The sequence below is a fragment of the Microbacterium sp. NPDC087589 genome (genome assembly GCF_044743635.1).
Taxonomy (GTDB): Bacteria; Actinomycetota; Actinomycetes; order Actinomycetales; family Microbacteriaceae; genus Microbacterium.
Window position 1 is genome coordinate 73,802 of record NZ_JBIUWV010000001.1, and the last position, 24,186, is coordinate 97,987.

Here is a 24,186-nt window from a genome sequence, read left to right on the forward strand (position 1 = left end):
CTTGGCTCCCAGGTGCGCGCCCCGGGTTCGCGCCGAATCTCGACCACGCCATTCTCCAAACTGGCAACCGAACTCATCGAAGGAGCCACCATGGCACTTACCCCGGATGACGTCGTCACCAAGCAGTTCCAGCACGTCCGCTTCAAGGACGGCTTCGACCCGGACGAGGTCGACGACTTCCTCGACGAGATCGTCATCGAGTGGCGCAAGGCCCTCGAAGAGAACGTCGAACTCAAGGCCAAGCTGGCCGCGTACGAGTCCGGCGACGCGCCGGCCGCTCCCGCAGCAGCTGCAGAGACGCCCGCTGCGGTCGTCGAAGAGGCTCCGGCTCCGGCTCCGGCCCAGGCGCCCGCTGAGCCCGCTCCGTCGGGTTCCGCGACCGCGACCGCCGGCATCATCGAGCTCGCGCAGCGCCTGCACGACGAGCACGTCGCCGAGGGCGAGTCCAAGCGTGCCCAGCTCATCGCAGAGGCCGAAGGCGAGGTCAACCGCATCCGCACCGAGGCCGAGGCTAAGCAGCGCGAGGAGTCGGCCCGTCTCGAGCGCGAGCGCAATGCGCTCGAGGCCCGCATCACCGAACTCCGCAACTTCGAGCGCGACTACCGCTCGCAGCTGCGCGGCTACATCGAGGGCCAGCTCCGCGACCTCGACGAGAAGTCGGCGTCGACGGACTCGACTCCGGTCTCCGCGATCGGACTGTAGGTCGTCCCTTTGCCAGGACGTCCTGCCCTTCGTCGGTCGGCGGCCGGCGCGATCGTTGCGATACTCGCAGCGGTCGTGCTGGCCGCCGATCAGTTTGTGAAGTACCTCACCACCGAGAACCTCCCGCTGCAGGAGCCCGTCCCGGTGCTGGGTGAGTTCCTTCAGCTGTATTACGTGCGCAACCCCGGTGCCGCGTTCTCGCTCGGATCCGATGTCACCTGGATCTTCACCATCGCTCTCGCGGTGGTCGCCGGAGTGATCGTGTGGAAGGCCTTCGGGCTCCAGTCGCGCCTCTGGGCGGTGGTCCTCGGCTGCCTGCTCGGAGGAGTCCTCGGCAACCTCACCGATCGGCTCTTCCGCGATCCGGGCTTCCCCATGGGCCACGTGGTCGACATGATCTCGATGCCGTGGATGATGCCGGCGATCTTCAACGTCGCCGACATCTTCATCGTCAGCGGCATGATCTCCGTGGCACTGCTCGTCGTGCTCGGACTCCGCTTCGACGGCACACGCGAGCGCGACCATGCTCCTGTCGAGACCGACGAGGAGGCCGAGGCTGCCGCATTGGCCGAAGAGTCCAGCCTGGATCCTCACTCCGACGTGTCCCGCCGGGACGGAGCATCTCCCGATGCGCCAGCCTCGGCGTCGGACGGACGCTGAGCGTGGAATCCCGCTCCCTCCCGGTTCCTGACGGGTTGGAAGGCTCACGCGTCGACGCGGCGCTGGCGAAGTTGATGGGCTTCTCGCGCACCTTCGCCGCCGATGTCGCCTCCGCCGGAGGCGTGCGCCTCGATGGAGTCACCCTCGACAAGTCCGACCGCCTGCACGGTGGAGCGTGGCTCGAAGTGGAGTGGCAGCCGAAGGAGGAGCCGCGGATCATCCCGATCGCGGTTCCCGAGCTCGGAATCGTCTACGACGACGACGACATCGTCGTGATCGACAAACCCACCGGCGTCGCTGCGCACCCCTCGCTGGGTTGGGAAGGGCCGACCGTCGTCGGCGCTCTCGCCGCGGCGGGGTTCCGGGTGTCCACCAGCGGGGCTCCGGAGCGCCAGGGGGTCGTGCATCGTCTGGACGTCGGCACCAGCGGGCTCATGGTGGTGGCCAAGAGCGAGATCGCGTACACGAGGTTGAAGCAGGCGTTCAAAGAGCGCACGGTCGAGAAGATCTACCACGCGGTCGTCCAGGGCCATCCTGACCCGCTGACGGGAACGATCGACGCGCCGATCGGCCGGCATCCGAATCACTCCTGGAAGTTCGCAGTGGTGCCTGATGGCAAGCCGTCGGTGACCCACTACGAGACGTTGGAGGCGTTTCCTGGGGCGTCGCTGCTCGAGATACACCTCGAGACCGGGCGCACGCACCAGATCCGCGTGCACATGGCGGCACTCCGGCATCCGTGTGCGGGCGACCCGCTGTACGGCGCTGATCCGACGCTGTCTGCGCGACTCGGCCTGACCCGTCAATGGCTGCACGCCCACAGGCTCGCGTTCTCGCACCCGACGACAGGGGACTGGGTGCAGTTCGAGTCGCCCTACCCCGCCGATTTCGAGCATGCACTGGAGATCCTGCGCGGCGATTGAACGTCAGCGGCGGATGTCGGCGCGGTGAGCCAGACTGATCGCATGAGCATCGAGGTGCGACCGGCGACCGAGTTCGACGACGTGGCGACTCTCGTCGGCCCGAAGAAGCCCACGTCGAACGTGTGCTTCTGCCTGAGCTATCGAATAGGCAGCAAGGAGAACAACGCGCTGCGGGGCGCGCAACGTGCCGACCGCGTGCGCGACCTCTGTCATCAAGACCCGCCGCCCGGAGTCATCGCCTATCTCGACGAACACCCCGTGGGCTGGGCCGCGGTGCATCCCCGCAGCGCGACGAGCTTCGCGCGCAATCGGCTGATCCCGCACGTCGACGACCTCGAGGTGTGGTCGCTGTGGTGCATCCGCATCCGCCCCGGCCATCGGAAGCAGGGCATCTCGCACGCACTGATCGAGGGCGCCGTCGCGTACGCCGAGGAGCGCGGGGCGCCGGCGATCGAGGGGTACCCGGTCGACAATCGCGGCGAGAAGGTGAATCCGACGATGGCGTATGTCGGCACCAGGCGACTGTTCGAGAGCGCGGGCTTCGAGAAGGCCGCCGACACCGGTTCCACGCTGGACGGGTTCCCTCGGGTGCTGATGCGCCTCGACCTGCGGGAATCGTACAGACGGTCGAAGAAAGCGTGAACCGGACCGCGTCGCAGGGGCAATACATAGTGTGAGCACAGACAGTGAGATCATCCGGCGGTCGCTGGGTCGGCCGGAGGCATTCGCCGAGCTGTTCGACCGACATGCACGCGCGGTCAACGCGTTCGCGGCGTACCGCGTCGGTTCCGACGACGCCGAGGACGTGCTCAGTGAGACCTTCCTCGTCGCCTTCCGCCGCAGGTCCGATTTCGACCTGGGCAAGGAGTCTGCTGCACCGTAGCTGCTCGGAATCGCCGCACGGTTGATCCGGCGGCACCGGGCGATCGAGGCGAGGCAGTGGCGTTCATTCGCTGCGGCAGTCAGTCAGGACGTCGCGTCGCTCGGCGGACTCGACGACGCCATGCGGCGCGTGGATGCGGAGCGCGAGGTACGCGCTCTCAGAGAAAGGATCGCGGCGCTCGCTCCAAAGGACCGCGAGACGCTGCTGCTGTACGCCTGGCAGGGCTTGAGCTACGAGGACATCGCAGAGGCACTCGGGGTGCCGGTGGGCACCGTGCGATCACGCCTGAATCGCGTTCGCAAGCGATTGGATCCCGCGCGAAGGATCCAGGCATTCGAGAAGCAGCAGCAAGGAGAAGTCCGTGGACGTGTTTGAGAAGGTTCAGCAGATCAAGCCGGATCTCGACGGTGCAGAGGCGCAGGTCGACGCGGCTCGCGCTCGGCTGATGAGCGAGATTACGGCCGGCACGAGGCCGGTGGCCGTGCGCGCTGCCAGGCCGAGATGGATCCTTGCAGGCTCGATGGTGGGAGTCGTGGCCGCGGTCATCGTCGGCGTGGTGGCCGTCAGCGGAATCACCGCTCAGACGGCGCCCACGATCGAAGCCGTTCCGACGCGTGACTCCGGGCAGACCCTGCAGTCGCCCAGTCCCGAGACTCCGACGCAGGGTCCGATGACGTCCGCACAGGCGTTCGGCGCCGCTGCGAGCGCGGCCCGCGCATTCACGGGACTGACGCTGGCGCCAGGACAGTATCTGCGGCTGCACACGCAGTCGGAGTACGTCGTCTATCACCAGCCCGATCCGGAAGGCGGGCAGTATCAGACAGACAGATCGAATGCCCAGAACGCGTGGCGCGTGACGTCGTCCTGGAACGGGTACGCCCCGGCGGACCTGTCGGAGCAGTGGCTCTATGCGACGGAACAACCCTCGACCGTGACCGATCTCTTCGGGCCTGACGCGGAGGGATTGGCCCAGGCGCATCATGAGTCGATGTCGTCGAGCACCGCGCCCTATTTCGCAGCGGGGCCGTCGGGTCCCTGGAGCACGCCCGAGGGCTACGGTCTCGAGGCGTTCTTCGCGGCGATGCCGACGAATCCGGAGGGGCTCATCGAGTGGATCCGCCAGAATCAGGCAGCCAGCACCGGCGATCAGGATTACAAGGTCGGGTGGGTCCTCATCGATCTGTTGTCGTACAACCTGGGCTCGAGCACTCAGCGCGCGACGATATACGAGGCGCTCAGCATGCTCCCCGGATCTGAGATCGTCTCCACCGACGGTGACCTGGCGACCCTGCGCTTCTCGGCGGCGACCGAGGCGCTTTCCGGCGAGAGCGCCATCCAGAGACGCTCGGTCACGATCGACACGACCACGGGTATCGTGCGTGAGAAGACGGCGACGCTCGACATCGCTTCTTCGCTGATCCCCGCCACCATGGCGGACGAGCGGCACGTGTACACCGTGAGTGTGGTGGATTCGCTTCCCTGACGGAGGTGAGCGGGCGGCGAAGGGAGTCGGGACGACGCTCGATGTCGGATGCCGAAAGTAGACTCGAAGGCATGGCATCCGACTCCTTCGTCCACCTGCACGTGCACAGCGAGTACTCGATGCTCGACGGGGCGGCGAAGATCGCGGCGATGACCCAGGCGGCGGCCGATTACGACATGCCGGCGATCGCGGTGACCGACCACGGCAACACTTTCGCGGCCTTCGAGTTCTACAAGGCGGCGAAAGCGGCAGGGGTCAAGCCGATCATCGGACTCGAGGCGTACGTCACGCCCGGCACGCATCGCAGTGACAAGACGCGCGTGCAGTGGGGGTCTCCGGATCAGAAGAGCGACGACGTCTCGGGCTCCGGTGCCTACACGCACATGACGATGTGGAGCGAGAGCACGCAGGGGATGCACAACCTGTTCCGCCTCAGCTCCCTGTCGAGCATGGAGGGCTACTACTTCAAGCCCCGCATGGACCGTGAGCTGCTCCAGACCTACGGCAAGGGACTGATCGCCACCACCGGGTGCCCCTCGGGGGAGATCCAGACACGGCTGCGCCTCGGCCAGTACGACGCCGCCCGCGCCGCGGCCGCGGAGTTCCAAGACCTGTTCGGCAAGGAGAACTACTTCGCCGAGATCATGGATCACGGTCTCTCCATCGAGCGCAGGGTCATGACGGATCTGATCCGGCTCGCGAAAGATCTGAGCATCCCGCTCGTCGGAACGAACGACTCGCACTACACGCATCAGCACGAGGCCGACGCGCACGAGGCGCTGCTGTGCGTGCAGTCGGGCTCGACACTCGACGACCCCAACCGCTTCAAATTCGACGGCGACGGCTACTACATCAAGACCGCCGCCGAGATGCGTCAGCTCTTCCGCGATCACCCTGAGGCGTGCGACAACACGCTGCTCATCGCCGAGCGTTGCGAGGTCGAGTTCAACACGGCGGCGAACTACATGCCGCGCTTCCCGGTGCCCGACGGGGAGACCGAAGACAGCTGGCTCGTCAAAGAGGTCGAGGCGGGTCTTCACTACCGGTACCCGAGCGGGATCCCCGACAAAGTGCGCAAGCAGGCCGAGTACGAGACCGGAATCATCCTGCAGATGGGCTTCCCGGGCTACTTCCTCGTCGTGGCCGACTTCATCAACTGGGCCAAGGACAACGGCATCCGCGTGGGGCCGGGCCGTGGGTCCGGAGCCGGGTCCATGGTCGCCTACGCCATGAAGATCACGGATCTTGACCCGCTCGAGCACGGCCTCATCTTCGAGCGGTTCCTGAACCCCGACCGAGTCTCGATGCCCGACTTCGACGTCGACTTCGATGACCGGCGCCGCGGTGAGGTCATCGACTACGTGACCAGGAAGTACGGATCCGAGCGGGTCGCCCAGATCGTCACGTACGGCACGATCAAGTCCAAGCAGGCGCTGAAGGATGCGGGCCGTGTGCTCGGGTTCCCGTTCAGCATGGGGGAGCGGCTGACCAAGGCGATGCCGCCGCCCGTGATGGGCAAGGACATGCCTCTCGACGGGATGTTCGATTCCGCGCACCCCCGCTACAAAGAGGCGAGCGAGTTCCGCGCTCTCATCGAGACCGACACGGAGGCGAAGACGGTCTTCGATCGTGCACTCGGACTCGAGGGGCTGAAGCGCCAGTGGGGAGTGCACGCGGCGGGCGTGATCATGTCGTCCGAGCCGTTGATCGACATCATCCCGATCATGCGCCGCGAGCAGGACGGCCAGATCGTCACGCAGTTCGACTACCCCTCGTGCGAGTCTCTCGGCCTGATCAAGATGGACTTCCTCGGGCTGCGCAACCTGACGATCATCTCGGACGCGCTCGACAACATCCGCTCCAACCGCGGAGAAGAGCTCGACCTCGAACATCTCGCGCTCGACGACCGCGGGGCGTACGACCTGCTCGGACGAGGCGAGTCGCTCGGCGTCTTCCAGCTCGACGGCGGCCCGATGCGATCGCTCATGCGTCTCATGCGGCCGGACAACTTCGGTGACATCTCGGCACTCATCGCGCTGTACCGCCCGGGACCCATGGGCGCGAACTCGCACACGAACTACGCGCTGCGCAAGAACGGTCAGCAGCCCATCACACCGATCCACCCGGAGTTCACCGAGTCGCTCGCCGACATCCTCGACGAGTCCTATGGTCTGATCATCTACCAGGAGCAGGTGATGGCCATCGCTCAGCGCGTGGCCGGGTTCTCGCTCGGACAGGCCGACATCCTCCGCCGAGCGATGGGCAAGAAGAAGAAGTCAGAGCTCGACAAGCAATTCGAGGGCTTCCAGGCCGGCATGCATGCGAACGGGTACTCCGACGGAGCCGTCAACGCGATCTGGGAGATCCTGCTCCCGTTCTCGGACTACGCCTTCAACAAAGCGCACTCGGCGGCCTACGGCGTCGTGTCGTACTGGACCGCGTATCTCAAGGCCCACTATCCCGCCGAGTACATGGCCGCCCTGCTCACCAGCGTCGGCGACTCGAAAGACAAGATGGCGCTGTACCTCAACGAGTGTCGGCGCATGGGCATCAAGGTGCTCCCGCCCGACGTCTCCGAGTCGATCAAGTACTTCGCCGCCGTGGGCGACGACATCCGCTTCGGTTTGGGTGCCGTCCGCAACGTCGGCAGCAACGTCGTCGAGGGCATCATCACGGCGCGCAAGGATGAGCGATTCACGTCGTTCCATCACTTCCTCGAGAAGGTGCCGCTGCATGTCTCGAACAAGCGCACCGTCGAATCGCTGATCAAGGCCGGCGCGTTCGACTCGATGGGCGATTCCCGCCGGGCTCTGCTCGAAGTCCACGAGGATGCCGTCGAGGCGGCTGTGGATCGCAAGCGGAACGAGGCGCAGGGCGCGATCGGCTTCGACTTCGACAGTCTGTACGACGGCATGGAAGAGGCGCCGCCCGCGAAGGTGCCGGCGCGACCGGAGTGGATCAAGAAGGACAAACTCGCCTTCGAGCGTGAGATGCTCGGGCTCTACGTCTCCGACCACCCCCTCGCGGGGCTCGAAGTGCCGCTCGCGAAGCACGCATCGATCTCGATCCACAACCTCATCAACTCCGAGGACATGCAGGACGGCGAGCAGGTCACGGTCGCGGGTCTCGTCACGAGCGTCCAGCATCGTGTCGCGAAGGCGAGCGGAAATCCCTACGGCATGATCACCGTGGAGGACTTCAACGGTGAGGTGACGGTGATGTTCATGGGCAAGACCTACACCGAGTTCCAGCACATCCTGCAGCAGGACTCCATCCTCGCGGTACGCGGACGCGTGTCGAAGCGCGATGACGGACTCAACCTGCACGCGCAGTCGGCGTTCGCGCCGGATGTCGGCTCGTTCGATGCCGCCGGACCCCTCTCGCTGGTCCTCGCGGAGCAGAGAGCGACCGAGCGGGTGATGACCGAGCTCGCCGAAGTGCTGCGACGCCACAACGGCGACACCGAGGTGGTGCTGCGCGTGCATCGCGGCGGCACGGCGAAAGTGTTCGACGTGCCGATGCCGGTCAAGGTCTCAGCCGATCTGTTCGGCGATCTCAAATCCCTGCTCGGGCCGACCTGCCTGGGCTGAGCACCAGCGGAGCCCAGCCGCTCGATGGGTCCTCACGGATGCACCGGGTAGTATCAGGACGCGTTCGGGTGCACGACGCAGAGGCTCTGCACCGTGGCGAAAGGACCCTCCCCATGAGCACGGAATCACCCTTCCTGAACCCTGATGAATCGAATGCGGACCGTTCCACGGCCGCACCCGACGTGGCCGTCGAGGAGGACTTCTCCGGTGACGACGGCGTTCTCTATGACGATGAGGTGACGCCGGAGTACGGCATCCTCGGGTTCACGCTGAGGGAGCTGCTCATCGTCGGCGTGTGGCTCATCGCCTTCATCGCCTCGTTCTTCCCCTACGTCGGCGACGCGTCGATCTGGGGCGCCGGCATCCAGTGGATCCTGCCCATCGGCGTGCCCACGGTCGCCGTGTTCCTGTTGATCCTTCGCCGCTTCTCGCCCGATGGCATCCGTCGCGTCGGTTCGCTGGGGATCGACCAGTTCGCTTCGGTGGCATTCTCCGTCGCTGCCGTCTTCTGGCTGGGAGCCCTCTGGAACGCGGTCGCCTTCGTGATCGAGTTCGGCGTCTTCGGCCTTCCCTGGAACGGCGTCGTCCAGCTCCTCGCGTCGCTTGCGCTCGTCGTCTTCACGGTGTTCGCTCCGCTGGTGCCGGGACTGAAGGAGGACTTCCAGGGCCGGCTCGTGACGCTCGCGCACCGCAATGCCAATCCGGTCCGACCGGTGATCGCGCGTCCGCGCCCCGAGCCCGCCCCAGCGGCGAGCGACACGGCGGATGACTCGGAGACAGACTCTGCGCCGCACGCGGAGGCAGCACCTGCTGCTCACCTCGCGTCCGTTCCGTCAGCCGACGTCGGTCCCGAATCCGACCTCGCCCCGGTGACGAACGCGACAGACGCCGTTCCGACGGCGTACGCCGAAGACCCGGCCCGCGCGTTGCACACGACGGAGTCCGCCCCGCCGGCGTACACGACCGCGGCTGCTCCGGCGGCCGGTATCGACGTCGAGCTGTCGGGCGCGCAGGCGACCGATGAGGTCGCCCGTCTCGATCTCGCCGAGCAGGTGCCCCTCTCCTCACACGCCTCGGGCGGGGGGACGGGAACCGAGGACACGACCTCCGACCAGGAGTACGTGCCCGCGTATTCGCGTCGGTCGCGCGGTCAGGAACCCGAGATCGTGTCCGACACCGGCAGCATCGAGTCTCTTCTGGGAGCGACCGCGCGCGACGTGTCGTCGGCCGAGACGACCGCGTTCCCCGCCGTCGACGACGAGACCGACGTCGTCGCGACCAACGCGCAGCAGGATTTCTCGGCCCCGCAGCCTTTCTGGATCCTCGCACCGACCGAGCGTGACGTGCATGACGAGCGCGGCGACGCGATCTTCCGGGTCGGCCCGAACGCCTGGGCCCTCGTCATCGAGGACCGTGGCGGTGCATACGTCATCAGACACGACGACGGTCGTATCGGCTACCTGCACGACATCGCAGACATCACGAGAGGCTGATCTTGCGCACGATCGATCTGCGGGGGCGCACGCTCTCGCCGGCTGACATGCTCGCGGCTGTGCCGCGCGCCACCCAGGCACGAGCGGAGGCTCTCGACACCGCGGCGCGAATCGTCGACGACGTGCGCGAGCGAGGCGAGGAGGCTCTGCGCGAGCAGGCAGAACGCTTCGATCGTGTCTCCGGGCACGAGATCCGCGTGCCTGCACAGCACATCGCCGATGCTCTCGAGGTCCTCGCACCTGAGGTCCGCGTCGCGCTCGAGGAGGCGATCCGCCGGGTGCGCATCGCCTCGGCTGCTCAGGTGCCCGAGCGTCAGACCACGCGGATCGGCGCCGGTGCGACGATCACCCAGCGCTGGCAGCCCGTTCACCGTGCAGGGGTGTACATCCCCGGAGGCAAAGCCGTCTACCCGTCCAGCGTCATCATGAACGTCGTCCCGGCACAGGTCGCGGGGGTGCAGCAGATCGCACTCGCCTCGCCGCCGCAGGAGGACCAGGGCGGGCGCGTCCACCCCACGATCCTCGCCGCAGCGGGTCTGCTCGGCATCACCGAGGTGTACGCGATCGGCGGGGCAGGGGCGATCGGATCCTTCGCACACGGCGTCGCGGGGATCGGGCTGGATCCGGTCGATGTGCTGTCAGGGCCCGGAAACAACTACGTCGCATCCGCGAAGCGCGCTGTGGCGGGGGTCGTCGGCACCGACTCCGAGGCGGGGGCCACCGAGATCCTCGTCGTCGCAGACGCCGCCGCCGACCCGCGACTCATCGCCGCCGACCTCGTCAGCCAGGCCGAGCACGATGAGCAGGCGTCGGCGGTGCTCGTCACCGACTCCCCGCAGCTGGCCGATCGCGTCGCCGCGGAGGTCGAGAGACAGGCGGGAGCCACGCGCCACGCGACGCGGGTGGCGGCGGCGCTGAACGGGCCGCAGTCGGCGATCGTCCTGGTCGATGACCGTACGATGGCGACGGCGTTCAGCAATGCGTATGCTCCCGAGCACCTGGAGCTGCACCTCGAAGACGCCGAAGCGGCGGCAGACAGCTTCACCAGCGCAGGTGCCGTGTTCGTCGGAGACCACACCCCGGTGAGCCTCGGCGACTATATGGCGGGCAGCAACCACGTTCTGCCGACCGGGGGACAGGCACGCTACGCGCCCGGACTCGGCGCATACACGTTCCTGCGGCCGCAGCAGGTCATCTCCTACGATCGCGCCGCACTCGCCGACGTGCGCGCGGGAGTCGTCGCCCTCGCCGAGACCGAGGTGCTTCCGGCGCACGGCGAGGCGATCGAGGCGCGTTTCACCGCGTAGGATCGGTCAGATGCACTGCCCCTTCTGCCGTCACTCGGACTCCCGGGTCATCGATTCCCGCACCAGTGATGACGGTCTCTCGATCCGTCGTCGACGCCAGTGCCCTGAGTGCGGCGGTCGTTTCACGACGACGGAGACGGCGAGCCTCAACGTCATCAAGCGATCCGGCGTCATGGAGCCGTTCAGTCGGGAGAAGGTGATCTCGGGCGTGCGCAAGGCCTGCCAGGGACGGCCCGTCACCGAGGCCGATCTGGCGATCCTCGCTCAGCGGGTCGAGGAGGCCGTCCGACAGACAGGTGTATCGCAGCTCGACACGAACGAGATCGGCTTGGCGATCCTCGGACCCCTCCGCGACCTCGACGAGGTCGCGTACCTGCGGTTCGCGAGCGTCTACCAGGCATTCGACTCGCTCGAGGACTTCGAGAGCGCCATCACCGATCTCCGTGCCGACCACGTCAAGCCGGAGCCCGTCGACCGGTAATCTGGCAGGGATGTATCCGCTGCTCTTTCGCGCTGTCCTGTCGCGCTTCGACCCTGAGTTCGCCCACCACGCCGGGATGGCGGTGATCCGCGTGCTCGGGGCGCCGCCGTTCTCCTGGGCGACGCGGGTGCTGACGAAGCCCGACCCGTCCCTGCAGGTTCAGGCCCTCGGACTGACCTTCTCCTCGCCCTTCGGGATCGCGGCCGGATTCGACAAGAACGCCATCGGCGTCCGTGGTCTCGCCGCGCTCGGCTTCGGACATGTCGAGGTGGGCACCGTCACGGCGATCCCGCAGGCCGGCAACCCGAAGCCGCGGTTGTTCCGCCTGATCGCCGATCGAGCGGTCATCAACCGGATGGGGTTCAACAACGACGGCGCGGATGCCGCCGCCCGGCGACTCGCGCGCCTGCGGCGCGGTGCACCGGACACTGTCATCGGCGTGAACATCGGCAAGAGCCGTGTCGTCGATGTCGAGAACGCCACAGCCGACTACGTGGCCTCCGCGACGAAGCTCGCCCCGCTCGCCGACTACCTCGCGGTCAACGTCTCATCCCCGAACACCCCCGGTCTTCGGGGGCTTCAGGCCGTCGAGACGCTCGCTCCGCTGCTCAGGGCGGTGCGAGCAGCATCCGGCGAGACTCCGCTGCTCGTCAAGATCGCCCCCGATCTCTCGGACGAGGAGATCGTCGCCATCGCGAAGCTCGCGGTCGACGAGGGGCTCGCCGGAATCATCGCTCACAACACCACGATCAGCAGAGGCGGCCTCACGACGGATTCCGAGACGGTGGCGGAGATCGGAGCGGGCGGGCTCTCGGGTGCTCCGCTCAAGGAGCGTTCCCTGCAGGTGCTGCGTCTCGTGCGCTCGGCGGTGCCCTCGGAGTTCTGCGTCATCGCGGTCGGGGGAGTGGAGACGCCGTCCGACGTTCAAGAGCGGCTCGAAGCCGGCGCGACGCTCGTGCAGGGCTACACGGCCTTCCTGTACCGCGGTCCCTTCTGGGGTCGCGAGATCAACAGGGGTCTCGTCGCTCGCTGAGCCGCCCCACAAATGTATGCGAGAGGCGCCTCGTGCTCGGGGAGCAGGAGACGCCTCTCGGAGAAGTTCTGGGATCAGGCGGGGTAGTCGCCGCGCTTGACCTGAGGCTTGGGCAGACGCATGAACCGCATCTGCAGCGACCGCATCGCGGCGTACCAGCCGAGGCCGCGCTCCATGCGATCCTTGCCGAACTTCGCGGCGATCTTGCGCTTGACCCGCATTCCCAGCAGCACCATGCCGCCGATCGCGAGGATCAGGTACGCCATCATCACGAGGTAGGCCCAGCCGGCGATGGCGAATCCGCCGATCGCGAGGTTGGCGGGCAGAAGCGAGACCAGGATGACGAGCACCATGACGCCCATGACGAACTCGGCCGGGTGCCAACCGGCGTCGACGTAGTCACGGACCCAACGGCGCTGCGGGCCCTTGTCGCGAGCCGGGAGGTACTTCTCCTCGCCGGCAGCCATTCCGGCCTGTGCGCGGTTGCGCCGCTCGTTGAGCTCTGCGCGCGCCGCGGCCTTCGCTTCTTTGGTGTTCGCGACCAGAGGTCGACGGCGAGCAGCCTCCTGCTCGGCCCGGGTCGGCGTCGCGCGTCCCTTGCCCGACGCGGGCGTCTCGGGGGCGTCGTCGTTCGTCGAAGGGGGGACAGGGGTAGTGGCCACGAGGTTCCTCGGTTCAGTGAAGGCGGATCACCTTAAGATTACTCGCATGACATCTCCTGCCCAGCCCGGCGAACAGAATCTGTCCAGCGAACGCGAACCGGCCGTCCTGGAGGCGGTGTCGACGGGGTTGCCCGCGGCTCTGAGCGACCTGGGTGCACTCGTCCGCATCCCCGGCATGGCGTGGCCGTCGTTCGACCAGACGCAGCTGGAGCGCAGCTCCCAGGCTGTCGCCGCACTCGCCACTGCCACCGGGGTCTTCGACGATGTGCGCGTTCTCCGCGCCGCGATACCGGGCACAGACGAGCACGGCCAGCCGGCGGTGCTCGCGACGCGCGCGGCGCGCAACGGCAAGCCGACGATCCTGCTCTACGCGCACCACGACGTGCAGCCTCCGGGTGACGACGCACTGTGGGAGACGCCGCCGTTCGAGCCCACCGTGCGCGACGGACGTCTGTACGGTCGGGGCGCTGCCGATGACAAGGCGGGGATCATGGCGCACATCGCCTCGATCCGCGCCGTCGCCGAGGTCGTCGGCGATGACCTCGAGCTGGGCATCGCGATGTTCATCGAGGGCGAAGAGGAGTACGGGTCCCGTTCCTTCGCGCAGTTCCTCTCGGACAACAAGGAGGCACTCCGCGCAGATGCCATCGTGGTCGCGGACTCGGGAAACTGGGATTCGGTGACACCCGGGCTCACGGTCTCGCTGCGCGGCAACGCGCGGTTCACGGTGCGCGTGCGCACGCTCGATCACGCGTCGCACTCCGGGATGTTCGGGGGTGCCGTCCCCGACGCGATGATGACGACGGTCAAGATGCTCTCCACTCTCTGGAACGAAGACGGCTCCGTCGCGGTCGAAGGGATGACCGAGCGCGAGGCGCCCACGCCCGAGTACAGCGAGGAGACGCTCCGAGACGAAGCCGGCCTTCTGCCCGGCACGTCACCGATCGGCGACGGCAGCATTCTCGGCCGGATCTGGAACAAGCCTTCGGTGACCGTCATCGGAATCGACGCGACCAGTGTCGCCGCGGCGTCGAACACGCTCCTTCCGGAGGTGACGGTCGTCGTGAGCGCACGCGTCGCCCCCGGTCAGACCGGTGAGGAGGCGTACGCCGCCCTCGAGGCGCACTTGCGGGCGAACGCGCCGTACGGCGCAGAGCTGACGTTCTCCGATGTCGACCTCGGCAACGGCTTCCTCGTCGACACCAGCGGCTGGGCCGTCGCGCTCACCCGTGATGCCATGCGAGACGGCTACGGCGTGCCGCCCGTCGACCTCGGTGTCGGCGGGTCGATCCCGTTCATCGCCGATCTCGTGCGGGAGTTCCCCGATGCTCAGATCCTCGTGACCGGGGTCGAGGATCCGCACTCGCGGGCACACAGCCCCAACGAATCGCTGCACCTCGACACGTTCCGCCACGCCGTCGCGACCGAGGCGCTGCTCCTCTCGCGGATGAACGACATCATCATCTGAGCCCGATCGTCGAGGGTGAGGGTAAAATCGAGTCACCAGCCGTGCGAGCACGGCCCGTCCGAAGGAGCGACATGAGCGACACCACACTGACCTCAGCAGAGACCACCCAGGCGCACGGCGTGAAGCTGACCGACGCCGCGGCCATCAAGGTCAAGAACCTCCTCGAGCAGGAGGGCCGCGACGACCTCCGTCTGCGCGTCGCGGTTCAGCCCGGCGGATGCTCCGGCCTGATCTACCAGCTGTACTTCGACGAGCGTTACCTCGAGGGAGACGAGACCGTCGACTTCGACGGCGTGGAGGTCATCATCGACAACATGAGCGTCCCGTACCTCGACGGCGCGTCGATCGATTTCAAGGACACGATCTCCGAGCAGGGCTTCACGATCGACAACCCCAACGCCGCGGGCAGCTGCGCCTGTGGAGACAGCTTCCACTGATCCGAAACCCCTCGCCAACCTGCGTGGTTGGCATGAATCAGGTGTGAGGTTGCCCTAGACTTGGGTGTGCCCTGTCCGCAATCTGAAAGGTGCATCGTGCCCTCGAAACGCCGCCTTCGTTGGGCCGCTCTCCCCCTGGGAGTAGCGGCAGCCGTGGCCCTGGCGGGATGTACTGCCACTGAGCTGAACGGTTACCTCCCGGGCTTCGTGGAGGGTGAGCCTGCGGCCACCAACCAGACCGAGCGCGTGTCCTCGCTCTGGGTCAACTCCTGGATCGTCCTGCTCGCCGTCGGCGTGATCACCTGGGGCCTGATGGCCTGGGCCGCGATCGCCTACCGCCGCCGCAAGGGTCAGACGGGTCTGCCCGTGCAGATGCGCTACAACATGCCGATCGAGATCTTCTACACGGTCGTGCCGCTGATCCTCGTGCTGGGCATGTTCTTCTTCACCGCCCGCGACCAGTCGGCGATCGAGGCGAAGTGGGACGAGCCCGACGTCGAGATCACGGCGATCGCCAAGCAGTGGGCATGGGACTTCCAGTACGACGGCGACGAGGAGGACAACTCCGACGCCGTCTGGACCATGGGAATCCAGGCTCAGCCCGATGCAGACGGCAACATCGATCAGGCGCAGCTTCCGACCCTGGTGCTGCCGGTCGATCAGAAGGTCACGATCAACCTCCAGTCTCGCGACGTCATCCACTCCTTCTGGATCATCGACTTCCTCTACAAGAAGGACATGTACATCGGGAAGGACAACTCCTGGTCCTTCATCCCGACGCGTGTCGGCGAGTACGCCGGCAAGTGCGCCGAGCTGTGCGGCGAGTACCACTCGATGATGCTCTTCAACGTCAAGGTCGTCGAGCAGGACGAGTACGACGCCTACCTCCAGACGCTCGAGGAGGAAGGCAACACCGGAGACATCACGGACGCCTACGACCGTCTGTCGAACTACCCCGGGACAACCGCCCCGACCTCCGAGGAAGGAGAGGAGTAAGCCATGTCGACCACTGAAGCCCCCCGCACCGACGAGGCCCCTCGCTCTCGACCCACCACTCTGCCCGCGCGCCAGGCCGCTCTGATGAGCACGTCACGCGTCGAGCAGAAGGGCAACATCGTCGTCAAGTGGATCACCTCCACCGACCACAAGACGATCGGGTACATGTACCTCATCGCCTCGGTGCTGTTCTTCCTCCTCGGCGGTGTGATGGCCCTCGTCATCCGCGCAGAGCTGTTCGCTCCCGGGATGCAGATCATCCCGACCAAGGAGCAGTACAACCAGCTCTTCACGATGCACGGCACGATCATGCTCCTCATGTTCGCGACGCCGCTCTTCGCCGGATTCGCGAATGCGATCCTGCCGCTCCAGCTCGGTGCGCCGGATGTGGCGTTCCCGCGTCTCAACGCGTTCGCGTTCTGGCTCTTCCTCTTCGGATCCACGATCGCGGTAGCAGGCTTCCTCACGCCTCAGGGTGCGGCGTCGTTCGGCTGGTTCGCCTATCAGCCGCTCGCCAGTGCGTCGTTCTCGCCGGGTGCCGGCGGAAACCTCTGGATGCTGGGTCTCGGCATCTCGGGCTTCGGAACCATCCTCGGCGCGGTGAACTTCATCACCACGGTCATCACGATGCGTGCCCCGGGTATGACGATGTGGCGCATGCCGATCTTCTCGTGGAACACGCTCATCACGAGCCTCCTCATCCTCATGGCCTTCCCGGTGCTCGCGGCGGCGATCTTCGCCGCAGGTGCCGACCGTGTGCTCGGCGCTCACATCTACGACCCGGCCAACGGCGGTGTCCTGCTCTGGCAGCACCTCTTCTGGTTCTTCGGTCACCCCGAGGTCTACATCATCGCCCTGCCGTTCTTCGGCATCGTGTCCGAGATCTTCCCGGTCTTCAGCCGCAAGCCGATCTTCGGATACAAGACACTCGTCTATGCGACGATCGCGATCGCCGCACTGTCCGTCGCCGTGTGGGCTCACCACATGTACGTGACCGGCTCGGTGCTGCTGCCGTTCTTCGCCCTCATGACGATGCTCATCGCGGTGCCGACGGGTGTGAAGATCTTCAACTGGATCGGCACGCTCTGGCGCGGATCCGTGACGTTCGAGACACCGATGGTGTTCGCGCTGGGCTTCCTGGTCTCGTTCGTGTTCGGTGGTCTGACCGGTGTGATCCTCGCGGCTCCGCCGCTCGACTTCGCCCTGTCCGACTCGTACTTCGTCGTCGCGCACTTCCACTACGTCGTCTTCGGCACCGTGGTGTTCGCGATGTTCGCCGGCTTCTACTTCTGGTGGCCGAAGTGGACCGGACGCATGCTCAACGAGCGCCTCGGCTACGTGCACTTCTGGATGCTGTTCATCGGCTTCCACATGACGTTCCTCATCCAGCACTGGCTGGGTGTAGACGGCATGGTGCGTCGCTACGCCGACTACTCTGCGGCTGACGGCTGGACCTGGCAGAACCAGGTCTCGACGATCGGTGCGATCATCCTCGGCGCGTCCATGCTGCCGTTCTTCCTGAACGTCTGGATCACGGCTCGCAAGGCGCCCAAGGTCACGGTCAACGACCCGTGGGGCTACGGGGCTTCGCTCGAGTGGGCGACCTCCTGCCCGCCGCCGCGCCACAACTTCACGTCGATCCCGCGCATCCGCAGCGAGCGTCCTGCATTCGACCTGAACCACCCGGAGGCGGCGGAGTTCACCCCGGCCGCACCCGGCGAGCGAGAGGGCCACTGAGCCATGCGCGACAACGTCATCCTCTGGTGGGTCCTGACCGCCTTCTTCGCCCTTGTCGGAGTCGTCTACACCGGCTGGCACATCCTCGCCACCCCGTCGGAGAACTTCGCCATGCGCATCGAGTGGGTCGGAACCGTTGCGCTGTTCTTCGCGGCGTTCATGGGCGCGATGATCGCGTTCTACCTCGACCGCACTCACAAGGCGCAGAACGGTGAGCTGCCCGAGGACATCCTCACCAGCGACATCGACGACGGCGACCCCGAGCTCGGTGAGTTCAGCCCCTGGTCCTGGTGGCCGATCGTGCTGGCTGGGTCCGCCGGTATCTTCGTTGTGGGCCTCGCCGTCGGACAGTTCCTGCTTCCGATCGGGCTGGCGATCTTCGTGGTTGCGATCGTCGGTTGGGTCTACGAGTACTACCGCGGGAACTTCGCCCGCTGACCGACAGAGCGAAAGCCCCTGGGACTCAGTCCCAGGGGCTTTCTGCACGTCGCGGCTACGCTCGGGAGCGGATGCGGGCGACTCCGGTCAGCGGGTCGACAGGGCGGCGGTGTGTGCCGTCGGCATCCTCGACGGGATAGCCCTCCCTGACCCAATACTCGAACCCGCCGATCATCTCCCGAACGTCGTATCCGAGCCTCGCCAACTCGAGAGCACCCTTCGCGCCCGCGTTGCATCCAGGGCTCCAGCAGTAGACCACCACGGCCGAGCCGTCCGGGATCTCAGCCGGTGCCCGACTCGCGATCTCGCTGTAGTGCATATGCGTGGCGCCCGCGACGCGCCCTTGAGCCCAGGCTTCGTCGGAGCGGACGTCGATCATGACCGGGCTGTCATCGGTCTGAAGAGCGGCGTACACGTCGCTCGCATCGGTCTCGTAGGCGAGCTTGGCGGCGTAGTACTCAGCGCGATCGATCATCCCCTCAGCCTAAGGAGCCGGGCGCTCCTCTGCCGTCGTCTTCCCGACGGCGACAGACCTGATCCCGCCAATCTCGACAGGACTCAGAGCTCGACCGTCATCTGCAGCCGGCGGCCGTATCGGTCGAGTCCGAGCGAGGCCTCGGTGTCGACGAGCCCGCGCTGGAACGACGTCTCGGGGATGCTCTCGAGGAAGCCGCACGACGAGTAGAACGGAGCGTTCCAGGGGATCTCCGCATACGTCCGGAGAGTCATGCGGGTGTAGCCACGCTCGCGTGCGGCATCGAGAGCGGCGCTGACGAGTCGACGCCCGAAGCCCTGGCGTCCGGAGGACGGAAGCACGGAGAGCTGCTCGAGGTGTGCATGGCCGTCGGCGTCGAGAACGTGCACGAAGCCGACGGGGGAGGAGCCGCTGGGATCTTCGAGCACGAGGACGAATCCCGGGGATGCGAGTCGCTCACCTCCATCCCCTGCGGGCGGCCAATCGGGCGCCCCGAGGGTGTCGATCAGGAGGGCGTCAGCCTGTGTCTCGATGGCATGCAGGACCTCGGCGTCTTCAGCAACTGCCGGTCGGATGAGTTCGCTCATCGTGCTTCCTCCGCGATCGCCGCGATGGCTTCGATCTCCACCAGCTGATCGTCGTACCCGAGCACGGTGACTCCCATCAGTGTGCTCGGCACGTCGTGGTCGCCGAACGCCGCGTGGATGACGTCCCAAGCGGCCACCAGATCGGCCTGTGATGAGGACGCCACAAGAACGCGCGTGCTGATGATGTCCGTCAGCGTGGCCCCACTGGCACGCAGGGCGATGTCGAGCGTTTCGACGCAGCGCGCCGCCTGTGCGGAATAGTCACCAGGGGCCGTGGTCGTGCCGTCATCCTCGAGCGGGCAAGCCCCTGCGAGGAAGACGAGGCGGGAACCCGTGGGGGCGATCGCCGCGTAGGCGTATGGCGCGGCGGCGAGGTCTGCGGAACGGATGAGTTGGACTGCTGAGCTCATGTCACGATCCTGCCACGCGCACATGAATGGCCGCCGGATGCGACAGGGCCCTGTCCGATAATCGAACAGGGCCCTGTCATCTGGGGATCGGGATGCTACTCGCCGTCCTCGGACTTCTTCTTGCGAGGCTTCTTCACCGGCTCGGTCGAGATCACCGTGCTGGGAGTGTTCGCCGTCTCATCGACATGGGTCTCGCTGGCCGTGAGCGGAGCGTCCGGGGCGCCTGCGCGCTCGTGAGCGCCCTGGATCTCGGCCGCTTCGGTCTCATCGTTCTGAGCGGTCACATGATGCTGGTGGGCATCCGCTGCTTCGATCTCGGCCTGCGTGAGGGGAGCGAGACGGTCCTCGAAGAACCAGCGCGAGATGGAGGAGCGCAGGTTCTCGGTCCACGAGATGCGTCCCTTCGCATTGGGGCGCACGACCAGCGGCTCGTAGCCGTCGACATCGATGAGCTTCCAGCGGTCGTACTTGTCGACGGGCTGGTGGACCTCGATGAACTCACCACCGGGAAGGCGAACGATACGGCCGGACTCGAAGCCGTGCAGAACGATCTCGCGGTCCTTCTTCTGCAGAGCGAGCGCGATCCGCTTCGCGATGAAGTAGCCGAGAACCGGTCCGACGAACAGCAGTGCCTGAAGCGCGTGGATCACGCCCTCCATCGTGAGCATGAAGTGCGTCGCGATGAGGTCGGACGATGCTGCAGCCCACAGGACGGCGTAGAAGATGACGCCGGCCACGCCGATGGCGGTGCGGGTCGCTGCGTTGCGAGGGCGCTGGGCGATGTGGTGCTCGCGCTTGTCGCCCGTGACCCAGGCCTCGATGAACGGGTAGATCGCGACGAGCACGATGAACAGACCGAGGACCACCAGCGGCAGCAGGATTCCGAACGACCAGGTGTGATCGAGGAAGACCACGTCGAGGTTCGACGGTGCCAGACGCAGAGCACCGTCGGCGAATCCGATGTACCAGTCAGGCTGTGTACCGGCCGAGACGGGGGAGGGGTCGTACGGGCCGTAGTTCCAGATCGGGTTGATCTGGAAGAACGTCGCGATCAGCACGATCGTGCCGAACACGATGAACAGGTAGCCACCCATCTTCGACATGTACACGGGCATCATCGGGTAGCCGACGACGTTGTCGTTCGTGCGGCCGGGGCCCGCGAACTGCGTGTGCTTGTTGACGATCATCAGCATCAGGTGCACGGCGATGAGGGCGATCACCAGCAGCGGAAGCAGCAGGATGTGCAGCGTGTAGAGGCGGCCGACGATCGCGGTTCCCGGGAACTCCCCACCGAACAGAAGGAAGGACGTCCACGTGCCGATCAGCGGGATGCCCTTGATCATTCCGTCGATGATGCGCAGACCGTTGCCCGAGAGGAGGTCATCTGGCAGCGAGTAGCCGGTGAAGCCCTCTGCCATCGCGAGGACGAACAGCACGAAGCCGATCACCCAGTTGAGCTCGCGAGGCTTCCGGAAAGCACCGGTGAAGAAGACGCGCAACATGTGCACGCCGATGCCGGCGACGAAGACGAGCGCGGCCCAGTGGTGGATCTGGCGCACCAGAAGACCGCCGCGGAGATCGAACGAGATGTGCAGCGACGATTCGAGCGCCGCCGACATCGCGATTCCGCGCATCGGGGCGTACGCGCCCGTGTAGTGCGTCTCGACCATGGAGGCGTCGAAGAAGAAGGTCAGGAAGGTTCCCGAGAGGAACACGACCACGAAGCTCCACAGCGCGATCTCTCCCAGCATGAACGACCAGTGGTCGGGGAAGATCTTGCGGCCGAGCTCCTTGACGAAGCCGGAGATGCTGGTGCGCTCGTCGATATAGTTCGACGCGGCGCCGACGAATCGACCGCCGAGAGGCGCCTTGTTGTCCTTGTCCTCTTTGGACAGCGTTGCGGTGCTCAATGGCGCTCCCAGAAGCTCGGGCCGACGGGCTCGGTGAAGTCACTGCGTGCGACGAGGTAGCCCTCGTCGTCGACGGTGATGGGCAGCTGCGGCAGCGGACGTGCGGCCGGTCCGAAGATGACCTTGGCGTGATCCGTGACGTCGAACTGCGACTGGTGACAGGGGCAGAGGAGGTGGTGGGTCTGCTGCTCGTAGAGTGCCACAGGGCATCCGACGTGCGTGCAGACCTTCGAGTACGCGACGATGCCGTCGTATGACCAGTCCTTGCGGTCCTCGGCCTCGATGAGCTGCTCAGGGCGCAGGCGCATCATCAGCACGATGGCCTTCGCCTTCTCCTCGAGGTAGCCGTCGTGGTGGCTGAGCTCGGCGAGGTCCTCGGGGATCACATGGAACGCGGATCCGAGGGTGACGTCCGCTGCGCGGATCGGCGTGCCGTCGGGGTCGCGGACGAGGCGCTGACCCTTCTCCCACATCGTGTGCTTCAGCAGCGTCACCGGGTCGCCCGCGGTGGGGTCGTCCGGCGTGCTGTGCGGGGCGAGACCGCGGAAGAGCGTGACGCCGGGGATGATCGAGGCGACGATCGCGGCGAACAGCGAGTTGCGGATCATCGTGCGTCGTCCGAAACCGGACTCCTCGTTCGCCGTGGCGAACGCCTCGACGACGGCCTCTCGCGTCGAGTCCTTGCCCCGGGTGGGGTGACGGTGCTCGATGTGCTCCTTGTCGCTCATCAGCGCCTTGGACCAGTGGATCGCGCCGATTCCGATCGAGAGCAGCGCCAGCGCGATGCCCAGACCGATGAAGAGGTTGTTCTGGCGGATGTCGATGAGCGCGCCGCTCTCGATGGGGAAGAGCATGTAGGCGGCGACCGCCCAGATGCTTCCTGCCAGCGAGAGATAGAACAGCGTGTAGACCGTGCGCTCCGCGGCCTTCTCAGCGCGCGGGTCCTTGTCGGTGATGCGCGCGCGGTGCGGCGGCAGCCCCGGGTTCTGCACGGGATCGCTGACTGCGACACCCAGCCCTGGAGAGGGCTGGTAGGCCCTGTCAAGAGCCTGCGAGTCGTCGTCGTGTGCCATGGTGCTCCTCGTACGTTCCTCTTCGATGAATAAGCGTCAGTTGGACTTCGCCGTGATCCACACGGTGATGGCGACGAGCGCGCCGATTCCGAAGATCCAGACGAACAGGCCCTCGGAGACGGGACCGAGCGAACCGAGCGAGAAGCCGCCGATCTGCACGGACTGCTGCTGGTAGAGCAGAGCCGAGATGATGTCGCGCTTGTCCTCGTCCGACAGGTTCATGTCGCCGAAGACGGGCATGTTCTGGGGCCCCGTGACCATGGCCGCGTACATGTGCAGTGCGCTGGTCTCGGTGATCGCCGGGGCGTACTTGCCCTCGGTGAGTGCGCCACCGGCTGCGGCCACGTTGTGGCACATCGCGCAGTTCACGCGGAACAGCTCGGCGCCGTTGGCGACGTCACCACCGCCATCGAGCAGGTGGTCGTCAGGGAAGGTGGGGCCGGGAGCCGACGCCTGCACGAAGGAGGAGATCGCCAGGATCTGCTCTTCGGTGAACTGCGGCTCCTTCTGCGGGGCCTGCGGTCCCTGCATCTGCAGCGGCATGCGCCCCGTCGACAGCTGGAACTCGGTAGCGAGCTCGCCGACGCCATAGAGGCTCGGTCCGTTCGGAGTCCCCTGCAGATCGAGACCATGGCAGGTGGCGCAGTTCGCCGTGAACAGCTTCTCGCCGTCCTCGACTGTGAGCGTGCTCGCAGCAGTGGTCTGGGTGTCGGTCGCAGCGAAGGCTGCGGATGTTCCGGCGTATACCGCGCCGGTGATCATGAGGCCTGCTCCGATGAGCGCTGCCGCAGCCAGTGGGCTGCGACGGCCATTCGAACGGCGCTTCTTCTCTCGTGCCATCTCGGGGATCAGCTCCGCTCTTATTTCAGGAAGTAGATAACGACGAACAGCACGATCCAGACGACGTCGACGAAGTGCCAGTAGTAGGACACCACGATCGAGGACGTCGCCTCTTTGTGCCGGAAATTCTTGACGGCGTATGCGCGCCCGATGACGAGGAGGAACGCGATCAGACCGCCGGTGACGTGCAGAGCGTGGAAGCCCGTCGTGATGTAGAACGCGGATGCGTAGGAGTCTGCGCTGATCGGCATGCCCTCGGCGACGAGCGTGGCGTACTCCCAGACCTGACCGGCGACGAAGATAGAGCCGAGTGCGAAGGTGAGGAAGAACCACTCGACCATGCCCCAGCCGAACAGGCGTCGGCGGCCTGCGCCGTTCTTCAGCCCCTTCGCGAGGCGGTACGGCTGCAGATCCTCAGCCGCGAACACGCCCATCTGGCAGGTGAACGAGGAGAGCACCAGGATCGCCGTGTTCACGAACGCGAACGGGACGTTCAGGAGTTCGGTGCGGTCGGCCCAGAGCTCGGGAGAGGTGCTGCGGAGAGTGAAGTAGATCGCGAAGAGTCCCGCGAAGAACATCACCTCGCTGCCGAGCCACA

Annotated in this window: 25 protein-coding genes; 17 read left to right on the top strand and 8 right to left on the bottom strand. The window is 66.2% G+C overall.

All coding sequences use genetic code 11. The annotated features are described in order from the left end of the window. Positions 1-90 precede the first annotated feature (90 nt). The 12 genes from ACIOU8_RS00375 (at position 91) to ACIOU8_RS00430 (ending at position 12,555) form a co-directional block, all read left to right on the top strand. Positions 91-702, top strand: a complete 612-nt coding sequence (locus tag ACIOU8_RS00375; protein WP_400784853.1) for a DivIVA domain-containing protein — start codon at positions 91-93, stop codon at positions 700-702. Between the two features lie 9 nt (positions 703-711). Beyond that, the gene (gene lspA, locus ACIOU8_RS00380; RefSeq protein ID WP_400784854.1) at positions 712-1,362 is read left to right on the top strand and encodes a signal peptidase II; all 651 of its coding nucleotides are present in this window, start codon (positions 712-714) and stop codon (positions 1,360-1,362) included. Between the two features lie 2 nt (positions 1,363-1,364). Further along, positions 1,365-2,285: an RluA family pseudouridine synthase gene (locus tag ACIOU8_RS00385; RefSeq protein ID WP_400784855.1), complete on the top strand. Its 921-nt coding sequence runs from the start codon at positions 1,365-1,367 to the stop codon at positions 2,283-2,285. Positions 2,286-2,327: 42 nt separating this feature from the next. Beyond that, positions 2,328-2,927 carry a GNAT family N-acetyltransferase gene (locus ACIOU8_RS00390; protein WP_400784856.1) on the top strand — a complete coding sequence of 200 codons (600 nt, stop codon included), beginning with the start codon at positions 2,328-2,330 and terminating at the stop codon, positions 2,925-2,927. Between the two features lie 31 nt (positions 2,928-2,958). Then, positions 2,959-3,168 carry an RNA polymerase sigma factor gene (locus tag ACIOU8_RS00395; RefSeq protein ID WP_400784857.1) on the top strand — a complete coding sequence of 70 codons (210 nt, stop codon included), beginning with the start codon at positions 2,959-2,961 and terminating at the stop codon, positions 3,166-3,168. A gap of 21 nt (positions 3,169-3,189) precedes the next feature. After that, on the top strand, positions 3,190-3,543 hold the full coding sequence (locus tag ACIOU8_RS00400; RefSeq protein WP_400784858.1) for an RNA polymerase sigma factor: 354 nt from the start codon (positions 3,190-3,192) through the stop codon (positions 3,541-3,543). Beyond that, positions 3,530-4,651, top strand: a complete 1,122-nt coding sequence (locus ACIOU8_RS00405; protein WP_400784859.1) for a hypothetical protein — start codon at positions 3,530-3,532, stop codon at positions 4,649-4,651. Before ACIOU8_RS00400 ends, ACIOU8_RS00405 begins: the two co-directional genes overlap by 14 nt. 71 nt (positions 4,652-4,722) lie before the next feature. Next, a complete protein-coding gene (gene dnaE / locus ACIOU8_RS00410) occupies positions 4,723-8,241 on the top strand; it encodes a DNA polymerase III subunit alpha (RefSeq protein ID WP_400784860.1) in 3,519 nt (1,172 codons plus the stop codon). A gap of 113 nt (positions 8,242-8,354) precedes the next feature. Continuing rightward, positions 8,355-9,734: a hypothetical protein gene (locus ACIOU8_RS00415; protein WP_400784861.1), complete on the top strand. Its 1,380-nt coding sequence runs from the start codon at positions 8,355-8,357 to the stop codon at positions 9,732-9,734. Then, a complete protein-coding gene (hisD, locus tag ACIOU8_RS00420) occupies positions 9,734-11,041 on the top strand; it encodes a histidinol dehydrogenase (protein ID WP_400786822.1) in 1,308 nt (435 codons plus the stop codon). Before ACIOU8_RS00415 ends, hisD begins: the two co-directional genes overlap by 1 nt. A 10-nt stretch (positions 11,042-11,051) precedes the next feature. Further along, positions 11,052-11,522 (top strand): transcriptional regulator NrdR, encoded by a 471-nt coding sequence (gene nrdR / locus ACIOU8_RS00425; protein ID WP_056307011.1) that lies wholly within the window; start codon positions 11,052-11,054, stop codon positions 11,520-11,522. Between the two features lie 10 nt (positions 11,523-11,532). Further along, positions 11,533-12,555 carry a quinone-dependent dihydroorotate dehydrogenase gene (locus ACIOU8_RS00430; RefSeq protein ID WP_400784862.1) on the top strand — a complete coding sequence of 341 codons (1,023 nt, stop codon included), beginning with the start codon at positions 11,533-11,535 and terminating at the stop codon, positions 12,553-12,555. A gap of 74 nt (positions 12,556-12,629) precedes the next feature. Here ACIOU8_RS00430 and ACIOU8_RS00435 read toward each other — a convergent pair whose 3' ends face one another. Further along, entirely contained in the window at positions 12,630-13,217 is a 588-nt protein-coding gene (locus tag ACIOU8_RS00435) for a DUF3043 domain-containing protein (protein WP_400784863.1), read from the bottom strand. A gap of 46 nt (positions 13,218-13,263) precedes the next feature. Between ACIOU8_RS00435 and ACIOU8_RS00440 the strand changes: the two genes are divergently transcribed. The 5 genes from ACIOU8_RS00440 to ACIOU8_RS00460 all read left to right on the top strand — a co-directional run bounded on the left by ACIOU8_RS00440 (position 13,264) and on the right by ACIOU8_RS00460 (position 18,293). Continuing rightward, a complete protein-coding gene (locus ACIOU8_RS00440; RefSeq protein WP_400784864.1) occupies positions 13,264-14,685 on the top strand; it encodes a dipeptidase in 1,422 nt (473 codons plus the stop codon). A gap of 71 nt (positions 14,686-14,756) precedes the next feature. Continuing rightward, positions 14,757-15,122, top strand: a complete 366-nt coding sequence (gene erpA, locus ACIOU8_RS00445; protein WP_400784865.1) for an iron-sulfur cluster insertion protein ErpA — start codon at positions 14,757-14,759, stop codon at positions 15,120-15,122. A 96-nt stretch (positions 15,123-15,218) separates the two neighbouring features. Continuing rightward, positions 15,219-16,118, top strand: a complete 900-nt coding sequence (gene coxB / locus ACIOU8_RS00450; RefSeq protein ID WP_400784866.1) for a cytochrome c oxidase subunit II — start codon at positions 15,219-15,221, stop codon at positions 16,116-16,118. A 3-nt stretch (positions 16,119-16,121) separates the two neighbouring features. Continuing rightward, entirely contained in the window at positions 16,122-17,855 is a 1,734-nt protein-coding gene (gene ctaD, locus ACIOU8_RS00455) for a cytochrome c oxidase subunit I (RefSeq protein WP_290162014.1), read from the top strand. Positions 17,856-17,858: 3 nt separating this feature from the next. Continuing rightward, positions 17,859-18,293, top strand: a complete 435-nt coding sequence (locus ACIOU8_RS00460; RefSeq protein WP_400784867.1) for a cytochrome c oxidase subunit 4 — start codon at positions 17,859-17,861, stop codon at positions 18,291-18,293. A 55-nt stretch (positions 18,294-18,348) separates the two neighbouring features. Here the strand turns inward: ACIOU8_RS00460 and ACIOU8_RS00465 are convergent, their stop codons facing one another. The 7 genes from ACIOU8_RS00465 to ACIOU8_RS00495 form a co-directional block, all read right to left on the bottom strand. Continuing rightward, positions 18,349-18,768, bottom strand: coding sequence for a rhodanese-like domain-containing protein (locus tag ACIOU8_RS00465; protein WP_400784868.1), 420 nt, complete (start codon positions 18,766-18,768; stop codon positions 18,349-18,351). A gap of 83 nt (positions 18,769-18,851) precedes the next feature. Beyond that, positions 18,852-19,355, bottom strand: coding sequence for a GNAT family N-acetyltransferase (locus tag ACIOU8_RS00470; RefSeq protein WP_400784869.1), 504 nt, complete (start codon positions 19,353-19,355; stop codon positions 18,852-18,854). Beyond that, positions 19,352-19,765 (bottom strand): RidA family protein, encoded by a 414-nt coding sequence (locus ACIOU8_RS00475; protein ID WP_400784870.1) that lies wholly within the window; start codon positions 19,763-19,765, stop codon positions 19,352-19,354. Before ACIOU8_RS00475 ends, ACIOU8_RS00470 begins: the two co-directional genes overlap by 4 nt. A 95-nt stretch (positions 19,766-19,860) precedes the next feature. Further along, complete coding sequence (locus ACIOU8_RS00480; protein ID WP_400784871.1) at positions 19,861-21,675, bottom strand: cytochrome bc complex cytochrome b subunit; 1,815 nt, start codon at positions 21,673-21,675, stop codon at positions 19,861-19,863. Further along, complete coding sequence (locus tag ACIOU8_RS00485; RefSeq protein ID WP_400784872.1) at positions 21,672-22,748, bottom strand: Rieske 2Fe-2S domain-containing protein; 1,077 nt, start codon at positions 22,746-22,748, stop codon at positions 21,672-21,674. The genes ACIOU8_RS00480 and ACIOU8_RS00485 overlap by 4 nt, the downstream gene beginning before the upstream one ends. 36 nt (positions 22,749-22,784) lie before the next feature. Further along, a complete protein-coding gene (locus ACIOU8_RS00490) occupies positions 22,785-23,588 on the bottom strand; it encodes a c-type cytochrome (protein ID WP_400784873.1) in 804 nt (267 codons plus the stop codon). A gap of 20 nt (positions 23,589-23,608) precedes the next feature. Then, a complete protein-coding gene (locus ACIOU8_RS00495) occupies positions 23,609-24,166 on the bottom strand; it encodes a heme-copper oxidase subunit III (protein WP_308810394.1) in 558 nt (185 codons plus the stop codon). Between the last annotated feature and the right edge of the window lie 20 nt (positions 24,167-24,186).

Excerpts from the sequence above, each read along its gene's own strand:
- ACIOU8_RS00375 (WP_400784853.1), top strand. The coding sequence starts at position 91 with ATGGCACTTACCCCGGATGACGTCGTCACCAAGCAGTTCCAGCACGTC.
- ACIOU8_RS00390 (WP_400784856.1), top strand. The coding sequence starts at position 2,328 with ATGAGCATCGAGGTGCGACCGGCGACCGAGTTCGACGACGTGGCGACT.
- dnaE (WP_400784860.1), top strand. The coding sequence starts at position 4,723 with ATGGCATCCGACTCCTTCGTCCACCTGCACGTGCACAGCGAGTACTCG.
- ACIOU8_RS00415 (WP_400784861.1), top strand. The coding sequence starts at position 8,355 with ATGAGCACGGAATCACCCTTCCTGAACCCTGATGAATCGAATGCGGAC.
- nrdR (WP_056307011.1), top strand. The coding sequence starts at position 11,052 with ATGCACTGCCCCTTCTGCCGTCACTCGGACTCCCGGGTCATCGATTCC.
- ACIOU8_RS00430 (WP_400784862.1), top strand. The coding sequence starts at position 11,533 with ATGTATCCGCTGCTCTTTCGCGCTGTCCTGTCGCGCTTCGACCCTGAG.
- ACIOU8_RS00440 (WP_400784864.1), top strand. The coding sequence starts at position 13,264 with ATGACATCTCCTGCCCAGCCCGGCGAACAGAATCTGTCCAGCGAACGC.
- erpA (WP_400784865.1), top strand. The coding sequence starts at position 14,757 with ATGAGCGACACCACACTGACCTCAGCAGAGACCACCCAGGCGCACGGC.
- ctaD (WP_290162014.1), top strand. The coding sequence starts at position 16,122 with ATGTCGACCACTGAAGCCCCCCGCACCGACGAGGCCCCTCGCTCTCGA.
- ACIOU8_RS00460 (WP_400784867.1), top strand. The coding sequence starts at position 17,859 with ATGCGCGACAACGTCATCCTCTGGTGGGTCCTGACCGCCTTCTTCGCC.
- ACIOU8_RS00465 (WP_400784868.1), bottom strand. The coding sequence starts at position 18,768 with ATGATCGATCGCGCTGAGTACTACGCCGCCAAGCTCGCCTACGAGACC.
- ACIOU8_RS00470 (WP_400784869.1), bottom strand. The coding sequence starts at position 19,355 with ATGAGCGAACTCATCCGACCGGCAGTTGCTGAAGACGCCGAGGTCCTG.
- ACIOU8_RS00475 (WP_400784870.1), bottom strand. The coding sequence starts at position 19,765 with ATGAGCTCAGCAGTCCAACTCATCCGTTCCGCAGACCTCGCCGCCGCG.
- ACIOU8_RS00485 (WP_400784872.1), bottom strand. The coding sequence starts at position 22,748 with ATGGCACACGACGACGACTCGCAGGCTCTTGACAGGGCCTACCAGCCC.
- ACIOU8_RS00490 (WP_400784873.1), bottom strand. The coding sequence starts at position 23,588 with ATGGCACGAGAGAAGAAGCGCCGTTCGAATGGCCGTCGCAGCCCACTG.
- ACIOU8_RS00495 (WP_308810394.1), bottom strand. The coding sequence starts at position 24,166 with ATGTTCTTCGCGGGACTCTTCGCGATCTACTTCACTCTCCGCAGCACC.